This window comes from Mucilaginibacter sp. P5_A4 (assembly GCF_056400605.1).
Map to the genome: position 1 here is coordinate 1 of NZ_JBFUKX010000057.1, position 15050 is coordinate 15050.

Consider the following 15050-nt stretch of genomic DNA (forward strand, 5'->3'; position numbering starts at 1 on the left):
AGGTTATATTGAAATAGCTTGAGCAACTCCAATTGTACATTAGTTAATTTTCCAACTGCATCCATAATGGCTCATTTGTTATATAACAAAAATATTAAATTAATACCTCAATAACAATATAAGGTGCTGTGCATATCGAAGGATATAATTTATACTTGGTAAAAGGGCCCAGGTACTCTTTGTTGAGAGGCCTCAAATGGATTTGTTTAACAAAAACTTAAATAAATTTACCAATAGTAAAAATGTCCCAAATTATACGTACCTTCGCGACTTATTAAATATAATATAATGCAACAAGGAACAGTAAAATTTTTTAATGACGAAAAAGGTTTCGGATTTATTACGCCAGATAATGGTGGAAGCGAAATCTTCGTACACTCTTCAGGTTTAATTGACAACATTCGCGAGAATAATTCAGTTAGTTATAACGTAGAAGAAGGCCGCAAAGGTCCTAATGCCGTAAATGTAAAAATAGTTTAATACTCTATTATAATCATTCATGAAGCCTTCTCCTTTTGGGAGAGGGCTTTTTTTATGCCCGGCTGCTACTGTCATTTTGTTGAAGCTTCTGCCGCGAATAGCGATTTAAAAGGGTAACAAAACCCCTGTTTGGTTGTTACTCTTGTTTAAAAAGCCGCCGCGCAGGTCGCTTAACCCGAGGCAGATCATATGGCAGTTTCAATTTTAAAACACAGGTGGCAAAAAATAACATTAATCAGTTTAGCAGTGCTGGCCTTCATTGTATTGCTTGTAGTATTGTTTTTAAATAGCTTTTTAATGGCAAGGCTTTCGGCAAAATTAAAGGAAACGGTGCTTAAGGGGACGGACAGCCTGTACCACGTAAATTTCAGTAAAGCCGAATTACACTTGTTTAGCGGCAGCGCCGTGTTGTATGATATCACTTTTAGTCCCGATACCGCTGTATATCACCGCTTGCAGCAAAGCGGGCACGCCCCAAACAATTTACTGGAACTTAAGGTAAAACGCCTGGAAGTTTCCAATGCCCACCCGCTGTCCGTATGGCTGCGGAAGAAAGTAGAGGTTGGGCTGATCCGTTTCAGCAACCCCGAAGTATATATCAGCAAGTATGCCGATAAGCCGCACGAAAAAAAACGGCAGGATAAGCGCACCCTTTATCAAAAAATCTCCAAAAGCTTCCGGTTTATTCATATAGGTATGATTCAGCTGGATAATGTCAATTTTACGTATCGTGACAAATCCGGTCCAAAGCCATCGGTATCTGTGCTGAAAGAGATAGACCTGCAGGCTACCGACCTGCTGATAGATTCTGCCTCACAAACGGATACATCCCGAACCTTGTATTGCCGTGATATAGTGACCGAACTGAAGCATTATACAGGCAAATCGGCGGGTGGGCTGTATACCTATAAAATCAGGTCGGTAAAGCTATCAACGCGCAGCGCCAGGCTGGATATTACCGGGGTTGATATGCAGCCGCTGGATGCGAAAACTTTTTTTGCCAAAAGCAAAGGCAGCCGCTTTAACCTGCACCTGGATGCAATTACCTTTCATCATTTTGATTACCGCAGCTATCGCAGGCAGCAAAACCTGTATGTTTCCCGGATGAGCATTTATAAGGGAGCTTTTGGGGTATTTAGCAATCCCAATGGACCGCTTAAAACAACCGACAGGCTGGTCACCTTCCCCAACTGGGCTATCCGCCAGCTTAAAACCGGGCTGCAGGTAGACACACTGGATATTAAAAACATTGATGTGAGCTCAACTGAATTGAAAAAAAATAAATCGGGCAAAATTGGCACAGTGAGGTTTGAAAATGTTACCGGCAGGTTCCTTAACATCACCAATAATAGAGCCGTACTGCAAAAACACCCCTTATGTACCGTTAACCTAAGCACCATGTTTATGGGGAAGGGAAAACTTAACCTTACCTTTAACTTTAACCTTGCCGATGCGGCTTACAGCTACAGTTACAAAGGACACCTGGGCGCTATGGATATACGGGCCGCCAACCCTGCAGTAATGCCGCTGGGAATGGTGAGGTTTACATCGGGTACCGTTAAAAGCCTCGACTTTGATATCCGCGGTAACCAAAAAACATCCACCGGTAAAGTAACCTTTTTGTATCATAACCTGGGGGTAGAAGTGCTGAAACGCGATGAAGAAAAAGGTTATGCCAAACGGTCGTTAATATCGCTGTTTGCCAACGCGGTGATACTAAAAAATGATAACCCCGACGAAGGTAAGCTAATCCCCCGCGTAGCCGATGTGGCATTTATACGCCCTAAAAATTTCCCCTTCTTTAAAACCATATGGCTTGCCCTGCTTAACGGCATCAAAGGCTGTGCGGGCATAGGCAAGGCCGACGAAAAAACTAAAAACCAACCCATCACCCAAAAGGAACGAAAGGAGCAGGCAGAAGCATTAAAAAAAGCCAGGGAGAACAAAGAAAAAGAAGATAAAAAGTTTAGGGAGAAGGTTAAATCGTAAATGTGAAAAGTGACGGTTACCGGGTATGCGCATGACGGGCATCATTTTATGGGTAAGCTACATACAGCACCTTTGCGGCACTAACCCATAAAGTATGCAAACACTACCTGTTTTATCCGAAGTTATATGCGAAGAAGATCTTACCTTTTTTCCGCCCCAAACAATTATAGAGGAGACTACTTTACCCGCTCCTGAAGTTAGCAGCGGTTTGTCCCCGGAAAAGGAAAAAAAGCCATATTTTAAATTTTATAAGGTGTTTAAGGATGACACTGCTGTAAAAGAAGTTTTCACCAATGATTTTAAGTCGTTTAAATCAACTTATTTAAAAATAAAAGCTGCATGCCGTGTACATTCTGCTATACGTCCGGCATTTTCGCTGGCAGATGACGATCATATGTATTATGGCGCATTATCACAGATTAAGACCATGGAGCATGCCAAAGCAGGAGCATTAAAATATATAGGTAAGCTTATTGACGGTGGCGAAAAGAGTTATAACCTGTTACTCCAATACCGCGAAGATCATTATGAGGACCTTAATATTAATTTAGTCGACAGAAACATAAGGAAGCTTGAACGGGCATTATTAAGTCATTAAACAATACAGGACAACACCCGGTCCGTTAGAAATGGCAATCATTTTTAAATATCGATAGAATTTAAAAGATGCATACACATCATAGCCCCGGGGAGCTACCCTGTGGAGACAACATCAAAAAACAGGTTGCAAGTATCCTTTTTATGAGTTATATTAGTTTAATATTCAACCAATTATAAATAACCGGTATTTTAATTGCCCCGTGTTTAAAATATTAAACAGTCTGCGCTCCCTTAAGCTTATTTGGTATGACTTTTCAATATATTTTAAAAAAAGCTGCTATCCTTTTGGTCTTTATGCTCACGTGCGGCTTAAAGGGCTTTTCGCAAGCTGATAGTCTTAGGTTTTATGCCCGGCAACTGGATTCAATTTATACCAAATGGGTTAATAATCCTGATACCACACTTAAAACAGACTCGGTTATAACGGCCTTTTTACACGTAAACCCTACTACCAAAATAAAAGCCACAGGCAGGCTTGAAGGCTTTGCCCTTACTTATAATACGCCCGAAATAAACTGGTATCATGATTTAGTAAGGGTGATTGACAAGGATTCTGCCGGTTTTTTGATTAAGGTACGCATTCCCCGAAAAATTTATAACCAGCATAAAATGCTCACCTGCTGGGCTGTTTGGTGGGGCCGCGAGATGCAGGTTGCTAAATATGGCGGTATTAATATGAGGATAAAACTAACGCTTCAATCGCAGCCGCAAAAAGCCAGCGTATATTTAATACCACGTAGAATTTGGAAAAGCAAATTTGAAAACACCGCCTGGAAAGAGCATATCGAACAGTTAAGCGATTACATGGTGGATAGTGATCAAACAAATACTGCCGTAACCATTGATGAAACCGTTTATACCGTGGTATTTAAATTGGGTAAAAAATTTCTTACCCGTACGCATTATACCAGGCCCATGGATATAGAACCAACCCAAAAAGTGAGCGCAGATTTTCAAAATGAATAACTGGAAAACCATTTTAAAAACCGGTTCGGGAGTGTTTGCAACCATTCCCGGTTTGGGGGTACTTTTAAGCAATATAGGGGTACCGCCCGATAGTTCAAAATACCTGTTTTGCGGCATTATAGAATCATTTGGGGTATTTACGCTTTTAATATTGAGGTTCAACTCCGGCTTTTTCAACTCCCTTTCCATAAAAACCATTAATCGTTTGGCTTTCGTTTCAATAGTAACATTTGGGCTTACATTGTTTCTTTACCTGTTCCTTTTTAACCAATATGTTGTGGGCTATAAAGACTCGAAGCCCCTGTTTTTCCCGGTATGGCCCCAGGGCGAACTTAAGTATGGGCTGCAGGAAACAGGCAGTAAAGCCAACTTAATTAAAGAATGGGGCCGCGATGATGTGCGTACGGTTATCCAGTCGTCATCATCGGCCATGTTAACCTATAGCATGTTGCTGTTTTTATTTGTATATCAACTGGTCTTCGTGTCGCTCACCTTTGCATTTGGGATCCTTTCGATACGGGTTAGCGAGGTGGATAGGGAATGATGTTTGTCCCCTCCGGTTCTCTCCAAAGGAGGGCCCTGAGGCACCATGCAGGTCGGATCTGCATAGTTTTATACCTGGCAGGCGGCCTCAGGGTCCCTTTTCAAGGAGACCCTGAGAGGACAGAAAATATGTGATTACCATTACCAATCAGGGGCACAATTTGATTAACTTTATTATACAATATATCAACCAATTAGGAGGTGGTTTGATATGAGAAGTCAAAATTCGTTTCCTGTAATCGTATTTTTTTTAATTCTTGGTATTGGCATTGTATCGGCAAGGATGGCATATGATGCTTCGAATGTTGCAACAAGCACCATCATTGTGGTAAGCGCCTTTGTAGTCGCATTGCTAATTTCTATTGCTATCAAGATTGCCAATCCCTGGGAAAGGGCCGTAGTATTGCGCCTGGGTCGTTTTCAATCGCTCAGGGGGCCAGGGTTGTTTTTTATTATCCCCATTCTGGATACCATACCATACTGGATTGATACACGTGTGATTACAACATCGTTTAAGGCCGAGAAAACCCTTACCAAAGACACCGTACCGGTTGATGTGGATGCTGTATTATTTTGGAAGGTGCTGGACCCGAAAAAAGCTGCCCTCGAAGTAGCGGATTATATGGGTGCAATTAGTTGGGCCTCGCAAACCGCATTGCGCGATGTTATCGGAAAGACCATGTTATCAGACATGCTTGAAGGAAGGGAGAAAATTAGCGGCATACTGCAAAAGATTATTGACGAACGTACAGAGCCATGGGGTATCAACGTCAACTCTGTGGAAATCAAAGATGTTTTGATTCCCGGCGCATTGGAGAACGCCATGTCTATGCAGGCACAGGCAGAAAGGGAACGGCAGGCCAGGGTAATTTTGGGAGACTCTGAGAAACAGGTGGCCGAAAAGTTTGGAGAAGCAGCCTTAACCTACGCAAACAACCCGGTGGCATTGCATTTAAGGGCTATGAATATGCTCTACGAAGGTTTGAAACAAAACTCCACTATTGTAATTGTACCCAGCTCGGCAATTGATACTATGCAACTTGGCAGTATGGCAGGCTTAACGGCACTCACTATGGGGATAGGCCAGGAAAAAGCAAACAAAGACAAAGGTGGCGCTAAAAAATAATGGCAGTTAACTCACCCACTGCCCCCTCCAGGCTTCGCCCCCGAATTTATCCAGGTAATTCCGCATCGCGAGGATGCCTTCCCGGTTCAGCTCATACATATTGTTGTTGCCCAGGGTTTTCAAAGAAATCAGTTTGGCGTCTTTCAGCACTTTGACGTGCTGTGATACCGCGGGGCGGCTCAGCGGAATAAAAATTAAAATAAATTTGCGTAACTCAGAAGTTACCTATACATTTGGGTAACCTTAAAGTTACCTATTATGGCAAAAATTATCAAACACCAGTATTTCTTCGCCCATCCCGTTGAGACGATTTGGGAATACCTCACAAATTCCGAACTCATGGGGCAGTGGCTCATGAAAAATGATTTTCAGCCTGTTGTAGGGCACGAATTTCAATTCCGGACAGGCGGAAAGGCCAACCTGAATTTTGACGGCATCTTTTATTGTAAGGTGCTGGAGATAGACCCTTTAAAAACATTAAGCTATTCCTGGAACTGCGGCCCCGGCCAGGGCAGCATCACGCTGGAATCCGTGGTTACCTGGCAGCTGGAACCCAAAGACAACGGCACCGAAGTGTTCCTGGAGCACCGCGGTTTCGACAAAGCAGAAAACCTGGACATGTATCACGCCCTGATGCACGGCTGGTTGGAAAAATTCCAGAACATCGACAAACTTTTAAACACCGCGCCTCATGGCCATACCAACGCTTGATACTTTCCAGGTGATCGGAGATCCCAGCAGGAGGAAGATGCTGATGCTGCTCTCGGAGCACAGCCTGACCATTAACAACCTGGCAGACAATTTCGATATGAGCCGCCCTGCTGTTTCCAAACACGTAAAAATACTGGAAACCGCCGGCTTTATTTCCATACAGGATATGGGCAGAGAACGGTACTGCACACTGAAAAAGGATGGCTTTGAAGAGCTGCATGCCTGGCTCAACTACTTTGACGAGTTCTGGGCATCGAAACTGAAGAAATTGGAAACTTTATTAAACAGCAAATTACCAAACTAAAAACAATATGATCACATCAAATTTCACCACGATCCTGCTCGCGGCATTATTGTTCCCTAACCCGAACAATAGCCCAATGCAATTGACAGAAATAAAAGATCCGGTTAAAGTGATCCATTTAAAACAGCATCATATGGAAAAGCAAAATTACACCGCCTCCATTTTAGTGGAGCAGGAACCAAAAACAGCTTTCGAAGCGATCAAAAACTTTCGCGGCTGGTGGTCTGAAGAAATAGAAGGCCCGACAGATAAACTGGGCGAGGTGTTCGTCTATCATTACAAAGACGTCCATATCTGTAAAATGAAACTCATAGAAATGATCCCGGATAAAAAATTGATTTACGAGGTTTTGGATAATCAGTTCAGCTTTACAAAAGATAAGACGGAATGGATCGGCACCAAACTCATTTTCGATATTACTTCGGAAGGTGATAAAACAAAAGTAAAATTTACACACGAAGGCCTGGTGCCCGGGTATGAGTGCTACAAAGTTTGCTACGATGCCTGGGGCAACTATATTACCAATAGCCTTTACAGTTTAATTACTACCGGAAAGGGAAAACCTAATCCGAAAGACAAGGACGGTTTCAATGGCGAACTGGCAGATAAGTGGAAGATCAAACATTAACATCTTAATAAAACCAACATGAAAACACACGATTTTACAACTACCTTATTGGTAAACCAAAGTCCGGAAGAAGTATTTAATGCCATAAATGATATCCGCGCCTGGTGGTCGGAGGATTTTAAAGGTTATTCCGAAAAACTGAATGATGAATTTGAAGTCCGTTTTGCAGACATGCACTATTCCAAACAAAAATTAACCGAGGTGATTCCGGGCGAAAAGGTTGTTTGGTTGGTTAACGACAGCTACCTCAGTTTCCTGGAAGATAAAACCGAATGGACCGGCACCCAGATCCGCTTTGAGATCGCAAAAAAAGAAGGCAAAACGCAGGTGCATTTCACCCATGTGGGTTTAGTTCCTGAAAGCGAATGTTACCAGGACTGCTTCAAAGGCTGGAATTATTTTCTGGAGCATAGCTTGCTCAACCTAATCACTACAGGTAAGGGCCAACCGCATCAAAAGGCCGATGTAATAGTAAAAACCGAAGTTTAGTAAAGTATCCAACGCGATATTACCATCCCACGGCTGGCACGCGTGCCAGCCGTGGGATGGGTTTCTTTTCAAGGAGAGCCTAATTGTAGGGGACGCTTGCGGCAGCGAAGGGGGATTAGCAATTAATCAAATGTATTCTAAAAGCTGTAACAATTCCTTATCGGTAATCGTCGATTGCTCGGATTTGTCGTACATGTACAGCAAATATATTTCTGCATCTTTTACAACAACACAGGTGATAACCCTTGCGCCGCCTGATTTTCCTTTGCCTTTTGAGGCAATCGCCACACGTATTTTATAACAATCATTGCCGATAGGCGTACCAATATCTGGCGTTTGTTCAAGCTGGCTAATGAGTGTTGCCAGTTCCGATTTAAGCGATGGATATTTTTTTAAATACCGTTTGAACTGTTTGTCAAATGGTTGGATCGTACGAACATTATAATTCATTCAATAATTCTGACGCCGGGCGGCTTTTGATCGTGCCTGCCTTGACTTTATCGGCAAGCTTAAAAGCCTTTTTAATATGGGTTAATTCTTCCAGTACCGCAGCATCGGGCGCAGACAAGGGTTTAGCTTTTACATAGGAATGGCTTTTAAGCAATTTCAGAAAGCTATCTGCTTTATTATCAGCAATGTCGATTACAAGTTTCATTGTCCTACCTTATACTACAAATGTACCATTAAAACATTAAAAAGTAAATAGGAGGATTGCCCGGATGCAATTCAAATTGTCGCTAAGCAGCTGCCTTTGTTACGGTAGCCTCTGTGGCAGTTAATTTAATATTTCTGATGACTTTGTTCCACTGACCGCTTCCTTTTTGTTACCCATATGTAACTGAAACCGGGCGTATATTTAGCATGCGGGCCACAAGCCGGGGACGCTTGCGGCAGCGAAGGGCACTAGACGCTAAAATTGAACCGACCATAAGCTGAAAATCCTTGCAGTAGCTGCGACCGGACGATATACCATTTATTTCAAAAAGCAAAAAGATATAAGTCATAAAAGTTATATTTACAATTTTAAACCTTATTACGCTTAGTATGTCAATTAAACTTCACATTGATAATTGGATATCAAAGGCTGATCCAGATTATTATACTATGTTTATAAAAGCCTGGATACCATTTAATGCTTGGTATTTCAATGAATATGCAACAACAAAAGACAGTCAAGCTTTAGATCAAATAAAAAATACTCCCAACAAAATTAGGAACCGAATCGAGTCCTTATTAAAGAATGACGATCCAATTTCAGAAAGTTTTAAACACTATTTAAGTCGACTCCATTTAGAGCTTGAAAGCCGCAGTTTAGTCAATAAAAACAAATTGATATCTTTTAAGTCGATTGTTATAGACGGCATTACCCCAACCCCTGCAACAGATACAGATAAAAAGGGCAATATTTACAAAGCCATTCCTCATCCAACAAATGGTTATCGAGCAATTATTGTCACAAAGGGTAATAAGACTCTGATGGACAAGACATTTAATCCTTATGATATAAATTTATTTATTACTGAAAATCAATATATAGCTCTAGGTGATATCAAAATTCAAGAGAAGATTAAATCATGTTTTTTAAAAATTGACCCCAAAAAAGCAACAAATCTATTATCTAATTCGAAAATCAAAAATGATTATATTGAATTAGACGTGAAAACAAAAATTCATTTTATAAACAATCCAGAAATGATTGCAAAAGGATTGATTCAAATATTATATGAATTGCGATGCCTCTTATTTCACGGAGTACTAGATCCTACACAAGCAAATTTGGCGATTTACGAGTGTGCTTTTTTTATTTTCAAACCTATCCTAAACGAATTAAAATAATATGGGACATATAGCTAATAAAATTGATGCTAAGGACAAAAAGTTGTCAGAAGTGCTTAATTCGCAACGATACAGAATTGACGCCTTTCAACGAGAGTATCGTTGGCAAAGGAAGCACATTGAAGCTTTGATTAGCGACTTAACTACTAGTTTCTTTAATAACTATGAAGTTTCGGATACAGTTGAAGATTATGATAGATATGATTGCTATTACATGGGACCAATAGTTTTATGCGAGGATAGAAATGAATTGTCTATAGTAGATGGCCAGCAACGCCTTACCTCTTTTACCCTTTTGCTAATCTTTTTATATCATGCCCAAGCTTTGTTGATTGAAAATAGGGATGAATTGCGCGACTTGATGCCTTTTTTTTATGTGACTAAAGCAGGAAGGAAAACCTTAGTTTTAAATGTTGAGACTCGAAAAAAAGTAATTGAACATTTATTAAAGAATCCTGATACTATATATACAAACGTCGAGGATTTTCAAGAAGAAGAAGGTATAAATAACGAATCCCAATTTGACCAGTCCGTTTTAAATATTATAGAACGATATGAGGACATTACTAAACTATTTCCTACTGATCTCCTAGAGGAAAATAAATTGCCACTTTTTATAGAGTGGCTGTTGGAGAAGGTACTTTTAGTTGAGGTAAAGGCCTATAGCATGGAAAATGCGTATACGATATTTGAAACAATGAACGATCGCGGCATGACGCTTAGCCCGACGGAAATATTAAAAGGGTTTCTATTATCCAAAATAAATGATGAAGAGAAGAGTGATGAAATGAACGAATTTTGGAAAATTAGGATTTTAGAAATCAACACTAAGGCAGATGGCGATTTAGACTTTTTCAGAAATTGGTTACGTGCGAAGTATGCAGTTTCTATCAGAACTAAACAAAGTGGTGCTGAGAACGAGGATTTTGAGTTAATCGGTACTCAGTTTAACTCATGGGTGAAAAATAATCCAAATAAAACATTTTTGAAGAGCTCCGATGATTATTATTTTTTCATACAATCTGATTTTGACTTTTTCTCAAAACTTTACATTAAAATCTTCGGTTTAAAAAATGAGAACTATGAAGATTTCGACAATATTTACATCTCAAACTTTTATCCAATTGCTGATTCAATTTTCTATCCACTAATGTTGTCTCCTATTGCTAAAATTGATGAAGATTTTATTGTTGACGAAAAAATAAAACTCGTTGGAAGTTTTATTGATTGTTACGTAACTTATAGATCTATCTTAAGTCGTGCAATCACTCAAAGTACAATCCGATATCCCATGTATGACCTAATAAAAAATATAAGGAACTCGGATTTAAATACTTTAACTGGGCGATTATCTACCGAATTGGAGAAGGTGCTTTCTGATCAACCATTGCTTGTCCCACTACATCAAATGGATAATTGGGGCTATTATCACTATTTCTTTGCCAGAATATTGTATCAATTAAACACGCACGATTGTGATTTTAGCCAATTAATGAGAAGTAAAAAACAAAGTTCATTTGTTTTGATAAGAATGTTTGAGGCGAATGATAAACCCTCGAATATTGATGATAACTTGTGGGAAACGTCAATCAATTCTTTAGCAAACTATTGCTTATTACGAAGATATGATATTTCGGTAATTGATAGTAAAAGATCATCTGAAACCAAACTTAAATATTTAATTAAGCAAAATTATTTGCCGGAGTTAAATGGGCATGAAATTCAATTTGTTGATTTTTATAACTTCATTGTTACCAGAGATGCGATTATTCGTGATTTAGTGGAATCAATATGGAAATTTCCTATTGAGTAAGTCGTAGTAGTCCGAAGCTGGCGCACGCCTGTCATGTGTGTCCCGCGTTCCAGGCCTATTGATTGTTACTTTATACCACTCACTAATTTTTTAACAATTACTCAAAGAAGTCCTTTTGTATCAGTTCCTTTGTAAATAAACCAACCACAATTGAACATAGGGATTTTTACTTACGGAACACGAGGCGATATACAGCCATATATTGCCTTGGCTTTAGGACTTAGCGACAAAAAACACCAGGTAATTATTGCGGCACCGGGAAATTTCAGGGAATTAGTGGAGGGCTATGGCCTTGCTTTTCATCCGCTGCATGGAGATGCCGAGGAAATAATGAACTCGCCGGAAGGGCAGAGTGTATTAAAAACAGAGAATACCATTAAGCTGATGAAGTACTTTTTTAAAGCGCTTCATGAAATAAGGGGACCTTTGCGCAAAAGCTATATAGCGGGGATTAACCAGGTAGATTTTATTATAGCCAACGCTGCAACGTTGCCCATTACAAGCGCGATTGCCGAAAAGCAACATAAAAAAATTGCGCTAACCTATTTTATGCCCCCGGTTGTGCCTACAGCTGAATTCCCATTGGGCGATTTCGACTTCCTGGATTTCCCCTGGTATAATAAGCTTACCTATAAGGTGGCACACCTGTTTTTCTGGAAATTTGTAAAAAAAGAGACCAACGAATGGAGGCAGGAATTAGGTCTACCCATTTTAAAGGAAAACCTCATAAACTATATTGGCAAGCAAAGGCCGCTCGACTTATATTGCTTAAGTCCCAGCCTCATCCCTCAACCTAAAGATTGGGATGATAACCATAAAATAACCGGCTTTTTAACTGTTCCCGAACAAAGAAGAACAGGCCAGTTTAGGGATGAAAGCCCGGCTGGATTAAATGACTGGTTGCTGCAAGGCGATAAACCCATATACATTGGCTTTGGCAGTAACGGCGTTGGCAATACCGAAAAGTTTATAAGCATCTTAAACACCATGTTAAACAAAACCAATGAGCGCATTTTGTTTTGCACAGGCTGGTCGCTTTTTAAAAACTTACCGGCGCATAAAAACCTGTTTGTAACAAAATATGTAAACCACGGGGCTGTTTTACCAAAATGCAAAGCAGGGGTGTTTCACGGTGGCGCGGGTACGCTGGCGGCAATGCTGCGAAACGATTTGCCGGTAGTTATTATTTCATTTTACACCGACCAGCCGACCTGGGGAAAAATAGCCGAACGAATGAAATTTGGGGTGCATATCCCGGTTAAAAAGCTGGATGCCGATAAGCTGATTTCGGCATTAACAAAAATTCAAACCAATGAAGTACGGAACAATGCGGCGGCCATTGGTCAGCAAATAAGGAATGAGAACGGACTTGAAAACGCGGTGAACGAAATTGAAAAGTTCTTTATACAAGTTGGATCTGCATAGTTTTATACTTAGCAGGCGGCCTCAGGGTCCCTTTCCAAGGAGACCCTGAGGGGACGGAACGAAATTGAAAAGTTCTTTAATGAAGGGCTTGCAGAAAATTAAGGAGGGGGGGATGAGGTCTATCGCATGGCGGCGACGACTCACCCCGACGATCCGTTAGCTAACGGACGTCTCCCCTCTCTCCGACTGCGTCGCATAGAGGGGAAAAAAAAATAAAAAAAACGGGCTTCACCCTCTTTGCGGCTTCAGCCGGAGAGAGGGTGGCCCAGCGCAGCGTCGGCCGGGTGAGTCTTAGCCGGCGTTCAAGCGAATGTTTATGTAAATTCCAATGCGTAATGGGTAGCTTGTCGAAGATTCGCGCGGAGAGGCCTTTGCCCGCTATGGTTCGACAGGCTACCCATGACAACCCTTTTAGCAACGTCATTCCTCTTCGGGATTTCGCGTGATTTTATCATTTGCAATGTCGGTGGAGAACAACCATCATCTTTTATTGAGCTTTCATTCTGTTAATTCTTTAATTCCGGGAATTCCGGTTCAGACAAACGCGTTAGGGATTGGCGCGGATACCGGCCAAGTGGCTAAGGCCCTGTGTAGTATGAGCAGAAAGCCCGGCCCGCAGGGGACGCCATGATTAAGTCAAAAGTCAAAAGTCAAAAGTCAAAAGTCAAAAGTCAAAAGTCAAAATGGTTTGCAGGGTGGAGAAACCCCTCCCTGCCTTTGCGCTCATGGCAATCGCGCCCCTCCCGAGGGAGGGAAAAAAAGCCCATTCCGTCCCCTGAAGGGGACGAAAGAGCATTGCTGTCCTTCGTCCTTTGTCCGAACATCCTTTGTCCTTGTTCCTTTATCCGAACATCTTTTGTCCTTGTTCCTTTGTCCGAACATCCTTACTCCTTCGTCCTAACATCCTTACTCCAAAAGCTATTCCCCACCCGTTGCCCAGCTGATCATGCGGTTTACGGTGGCCAGGCCTAACTGGAGTTTGGCGGCTATTTTGCGCTGACTGTAGCCCTGGCGGTGCAGATCGGCAACCTGGCGGGCGGTGCGGTCGCGGTCCTGCTGGTCGGGCCGGCGCAGGTGACTGTGCTCGGCACTGTGAGCGGTGAGGGTGAACTGGAGCAGGCTGTTGCGGTGTTCCAGCTTCAGCAGGCAAACGTTATCGGCCCCATAGGTTTCGGTGGTGCTGCGCTGTTTTATTTGTTTAAGATAACGGTACCCCGGCATGGTTTGGCTTTCGCCTATGGCGAAGGCGCTATCGCAAAAGTTCATGAGCATTTTGCTGCCCTGCAGGTCGTTGCGGCTAATGGGGATGGCGGTATTGCGTTTTGGTGTATGTGCCAGCACCAGGATGCTGAGGCCGTGGCGGGTTTTAAGGTATTTGAGCTTTTTCATGAGGGGCAGGGCCTCGTTGGCGCTTTGGGTACCCTTGCGCAGGCAGGTAATGTTATCAATAATAAGCACCGTGGCGCCGGTAGTTTTAATACCGCGGGTGAGCGCGCCGATAACATAATCATCGTAATTTTTTTGATCGATGGGGAGCATGCTCAGCTGGTTATACTCGCCGCGGTGAAAATTGTCGTCGAACTTGTAGGTGCCGCTTTTGCCGGTATACCGCTGCTCAAACTGTTTGGAGCTAAGCTCAAAATCGATATACAGCACGGGCGTGGGCTTGGCGCCCAGCTGGAAACCTGCAATGGACTTACCGCGGGTAATGCTGTCGCCCAGCTGCACGGCCAGGATGCTTTTACCCATATTGGTATCGGCAAACATGATGCACAGCTCGCCTTCTATCCAAAACCTGTCGAACAGCATCTGGGGCTGGTCGCTTTCTTTTTCCATGGTCATCCACTGGTTAAGGGAGTGGATGTGGAACAGGTCGGCAACCATTTCAGGGTCGGGAGTGGAGGGGGGCATGGTTCGTGTTGTGTGGTTCGTGTTGCTGTTTTTGGTGGGAATGATTCCGCGGATCTCGTTGCGGAGATCTTCGATGATGGGTGGTCTTTCTGATGTTTGCATGTGGTTCGTGGTTCGTGTTGCGTGGTTCGTGTTGCGTGGTTCGTGGTTCGGGGTGTTGTTGTTGTTGTATGGTGCTGTTGCGGGGTTCGTGTTGTGGTAACGGGGTGCATTGCGGGATAAAGTTAGG

Annotated in this window: 17 protein-coding genes; 13 read left to right on the forward strand and 4 right to left on the reverse strand. The window is 42.1% G+C overall.

Translation table 11 applies throughout. From position 1 onward, the window contains the following. The first annotated feature begins 288 nt into the window (after window positions 1–288). The 6 genes from AC1DQW_RS24090 to AC1DQW_RS24115 all read left to right on the forward strand — a co-directional run bounded on the left by AC1DQW_RS24090 (window position 289) and on the right by AC1DQW_RS24115 (window position 5704). Window positions 289–480: a cold-shock protein gene (locus AC1DQW_RS24090; RefSeq protein WP_477408123.1), complete on the forward strand. Its 192-nt coding sequence runs from the start codon at window positions 289–291 to the stop codon at window positions 478–480. Window positions 481–669: 189 nt separating this feature from the next. Beyond that, window positions 670–2469, forward strand: coding sequence for an AsmA family protein (locus AC1DQW_RS24095; protein WP_477456382.1), 1800 nt, complete (start codon window positions 670–672; stop codon window positions 2467–2469). Window positions 2470–2563: 94 nt separating this feature from the next. Further along, window positions 2564–3067: a hypothetical protein gene (locus AC1DQW_RS24100; RefSeq protein ID WP_477456383.1), complete on the forward strand. Its 504-nt coding sequence runs from the start codon at window positions 2564–2566 to the stop codon at window positions 3065–3067. A gap of 248 nt (window positions 3068–3315) precedes the next feature. Continuing rightward, entirely contained in the window at window positions 3316–4035 is a 720-nt protein-coding gene (locus AC1DQW_RS24105; RefSeq protein WP_477456384.1) for a hypothetical protein, read from the forward strand. After that, on the forward strand, window positions 4028–4579 hold the full coding sequence (locus tag AC1DQW_RS24110) for a hypothetical protein (protein WP_477456385.1): 552 nt from the start codon (window positions 4028–4030) through the stop codon (window positions 4577–4579). The genes AC1DQW_RS24105 and AC1DQW_RS24110 overlap by 8 nt, the downstream gene beginning before the upstream one ends. Window positions 4580–4789: 210 nt before the next feature. After that, a complete protein-coding gene (locus AC1DQW_RS24115; RefSeq protein WP_477456386.1) occupies window positions 4790–5704 on the forward strand; it encodes a slipin family protein in 915 nt (304 codons plus the stop codon). A gap of 6 nt (window positions 5705–5710) precedes the next feature. Here the strand turns inward: AC1DQW_RS24115 and AC1DQW_RS24120 are convergent, their stop codons facing one another. After that, window positions 5711–5854, reverse strand: coding sequence for a hypothetical protein (locus AC1DQW_RS24120; RefSeq protein WP_477456387.1), 144 nt, complete (start codon window positions 5852–5854; stop codon window positions 5711–5713). Between the two features lie 108 nt (window positions 5855–5962). Here AC1DQW_RS24120 and AC1DQW_RS24125 point away from each other — a divergent pair, with 108 nt between their 5' ends. From AC1DQW_RS24125 to AC1DQW_RS24140, 4 genes are read left to right on the forward strand one after another with little or no spacing between them, the layout of a single operon-like run. Next, entirely contained in the window at window positions 5963–6415 is a 453-nt protein-coding gene (locus tag AC1DQW_RS24125) for an SRPBCC family protein (RefSeq protein WP_477456388.1), read from the forward strand. After that, window positions 6396–6719 (forward strand): ArsR/SmtB family transcription factor, encoded by a 324-nt coding sequence (locus AC1DQW_RS24130; RefSeq protein ID WP_477456389.1) that lies wholly within the window; start codon window positions 6396–6398, stop codon window positions 6717–6719. The genes AC1DQW_RS24125 and AC1DQW_RS24130 overlap by 20 nt, the downstream gene beginning before the upstream one ends. A 7-nt stretch (window positions 6720–6726) precedes the next feature. Continuing rightward, entirely contained in the window at window positions 6727–7347 is a 621-nt protein-coding gene (locus AC1DQW_RS24135; RefSeq protein ID WP_477456390.1) for an SRPBCC family protein, read from the forward strand. 18 nt (window positions 7348–7365) lie between these two features. After that, on the forward strand, window positions 7366–7836 hold the full coding sequence (locus AC1DQW_RS24140; RefSeq protein WP_477456391.1) for an SRPBCC family protein: 471 nt from the start codon (window positions 7366–7368) through the stop codon (window positions 7834–7836). Window positions 7837–7962: 126 nt separating this feature from the next. Here AC1DQW_RS24140 and AC1DQW_RS24145 read toward each other — a convergent pair whose 3' ends face one another. Further along, complete coding sequence (locus AC1DQW_RS24145; protein ID WP_477456392.1) at window positions 7963–8286, reverse strand: type II toxin-antitoxin system RelE/ParE family toxin; 324 nt, start codon at window positions 8284–8286, stop codon at window positions 7963–7965. Next, window positions 8276–8491, reverse strand: a complete 216-nt coding sequence (locus tag AC1DQW_RS24150; protein WP_477456393.1) for a hypothetical protein — start codon at window positions 8489–8491, stop codon at window positions 8276–8278. Before AC1DQW_RS24150 ends, AC1DQW_RS24145 begins: the two co-directional genes overlap by 11 nt. 389 nt (window positions 8492–8880) lie before the next feature. Between AC1DQW_RS24150 and AC1DQW_RS24155 the strand changes: the two genes are divergently transcribed. From AC1DQW_RS24155 to AC1DQW_RS24165, 3 genes are all read left to right on the forward strand, one after another. After that, complete coding sequence (locus AC1DQW_RS24155; protein ID WP_477456394.1) at window positions 8881–9672, forward strand: hypothetical protein; 792 nt, start codon at window positions 8881–8883, stop codon at window positions 9670–9672. A gap of 1 nt (window position 9673) precedes the next feature. Beyond that, window positions 9674–11485: a DUF262 domain-containing protein gene (locus AC1DQW_RS24160; RefSeq protein WP_477456395.1), complete on the forward strand. Its 1812-nt coding sequence runs from the start codon at window positions 9674–9676 to the stop codon at window positions 11483–11485. A gap of 150 nt (window positions 11486–11635) precedes the next feature. Continuing rightward, complete coding sequence (locus AC1DQW_RS24165) at window positions 11636–12910, forward strand: glycosyltransferase (protein ID WP_477456396.1); 1275 nt, start codon at window positions 11636–11638, stop codon at window positions 12908–12910. 918 nt (window positions 12911–13828) lie between these two features. Here the strand turns inward: AC1DQW_RS24165 and AC1DQW_RS24170 are convergent. Further along, entirely contained in the window at window positions 13829–14923 is a 1095-nt protein-coding gene (locus AC1DQW_RS24170) for an AAA family ATPase (protein WP_477456397.1), read from the reverse strand. Window positions 14924–15050: the final 127 nt, after the last annotated feature.

Bases quoted from the DNA above. Each gene is read 5' to 3' on its own strand.
- AC1DQW_RS24090 (WP_477408123.1), top strand. From the start codon at position 289: ATGCAACAAGGAACAGTAAAATTTTTTAATGACGAAAAAGGTTTCGGA.
- AC1DQW_RS24095 (WP_477456382.1), top strand. From the start codon at position 670: ATGGCAGTTTCAATTTTAAAACACAGGTGGCAAAAAATAACATTAATC.
- AC1DQW_RS24100 (WP_477456383.1), top strand. From the start codon at position 2,564: ATGCAAACACTACCTGTTTTATCCGAAGTTATATGCGAAGAAGATCTT.
- AC1DQW_RS24105 (WP_477456384.1), top strand. From the start codon at position 3,316: ATGACTTTTCAATATATTTTAAAAAAAGCTGCTATCCTTTTGGTCTTT.
- AC1DQW_RS24110 (WP_477456385.1), top strand. From the start codon at position 4,028: ATGAATAACTGGAAAACCATTTTAAAAACCGGTTCGGGAGTGTTTGCA.
- AC1DQW_RS24115 (WP_477456386.1), top strand. From the start codon at position 4,790: ATGAGAAGTCAAAATTCGTTTCCTGTAATCGTATTTTTTTTAATTCTT.
- AC1DQW_RS24125 (WP_477456388.1), top strand. From the start codon at position 5,963: ATGGCAAAAATTATCAAACACCAGTATTTCTTCGCCCATCCCGTTGAG.
- AC1DQW_RS24130 (WP_477456389.1), top strand. From the start codon at position 6,396: ATGGCCATACCAACGCTTGATACTTTCCAGGTGATCGGAGATCCCAGC.
- AC1DQW_RS24135 (WP_477456390.1), top strand. From the start codon at position 6,727: ATGATCACATCAAATTTCACCACGATCCTGCTCGCGGCATTATTGTTC.
- AC1DQW_RS24140 (WP_477456391.1), top strand. From the start codon at position 7,366: ATGAAAACACACGATTTTACAACTACCTTATTGGTAAACCAAAGTCCG.
- AC1DQW_RS24145 (WP_477456392.1), bottom strand. From the start codon at position 8,286: ATGAATTATAATGTTCGTACGATCCAACCATTTGACAAACAGTTCAAA.
- AC1DQW_RS24150 (WP_477456393.1), bottom strand. From the start codon at position 8,491: ATGAAACTTGTAATCGACATTGCTGATAATAAAGCAGATAGCTTTCTG.
- AC1DQW_RS24155 (WP_477456394.1), top strand. From the start codon at position 8,881: ATGTCAATTAAACTTCACATTGATAATTGGATATCAAAGGCTGATCCA.
- AC1DQW_RS24160 (WP_477456395.1), top strand. From the start codon at position 9,674: ATGGGACATATAGCTAATAAAATTGATGCTAAGGACAAAAAGTTGTCA.
- AC1DQW_RS24170 (WP_477456397.1), bottom strand. From the start codon at position 14,923: ATGCAAACATCAGAAAGACCACCCATCATCGAAGATCTCCGCAACGAG.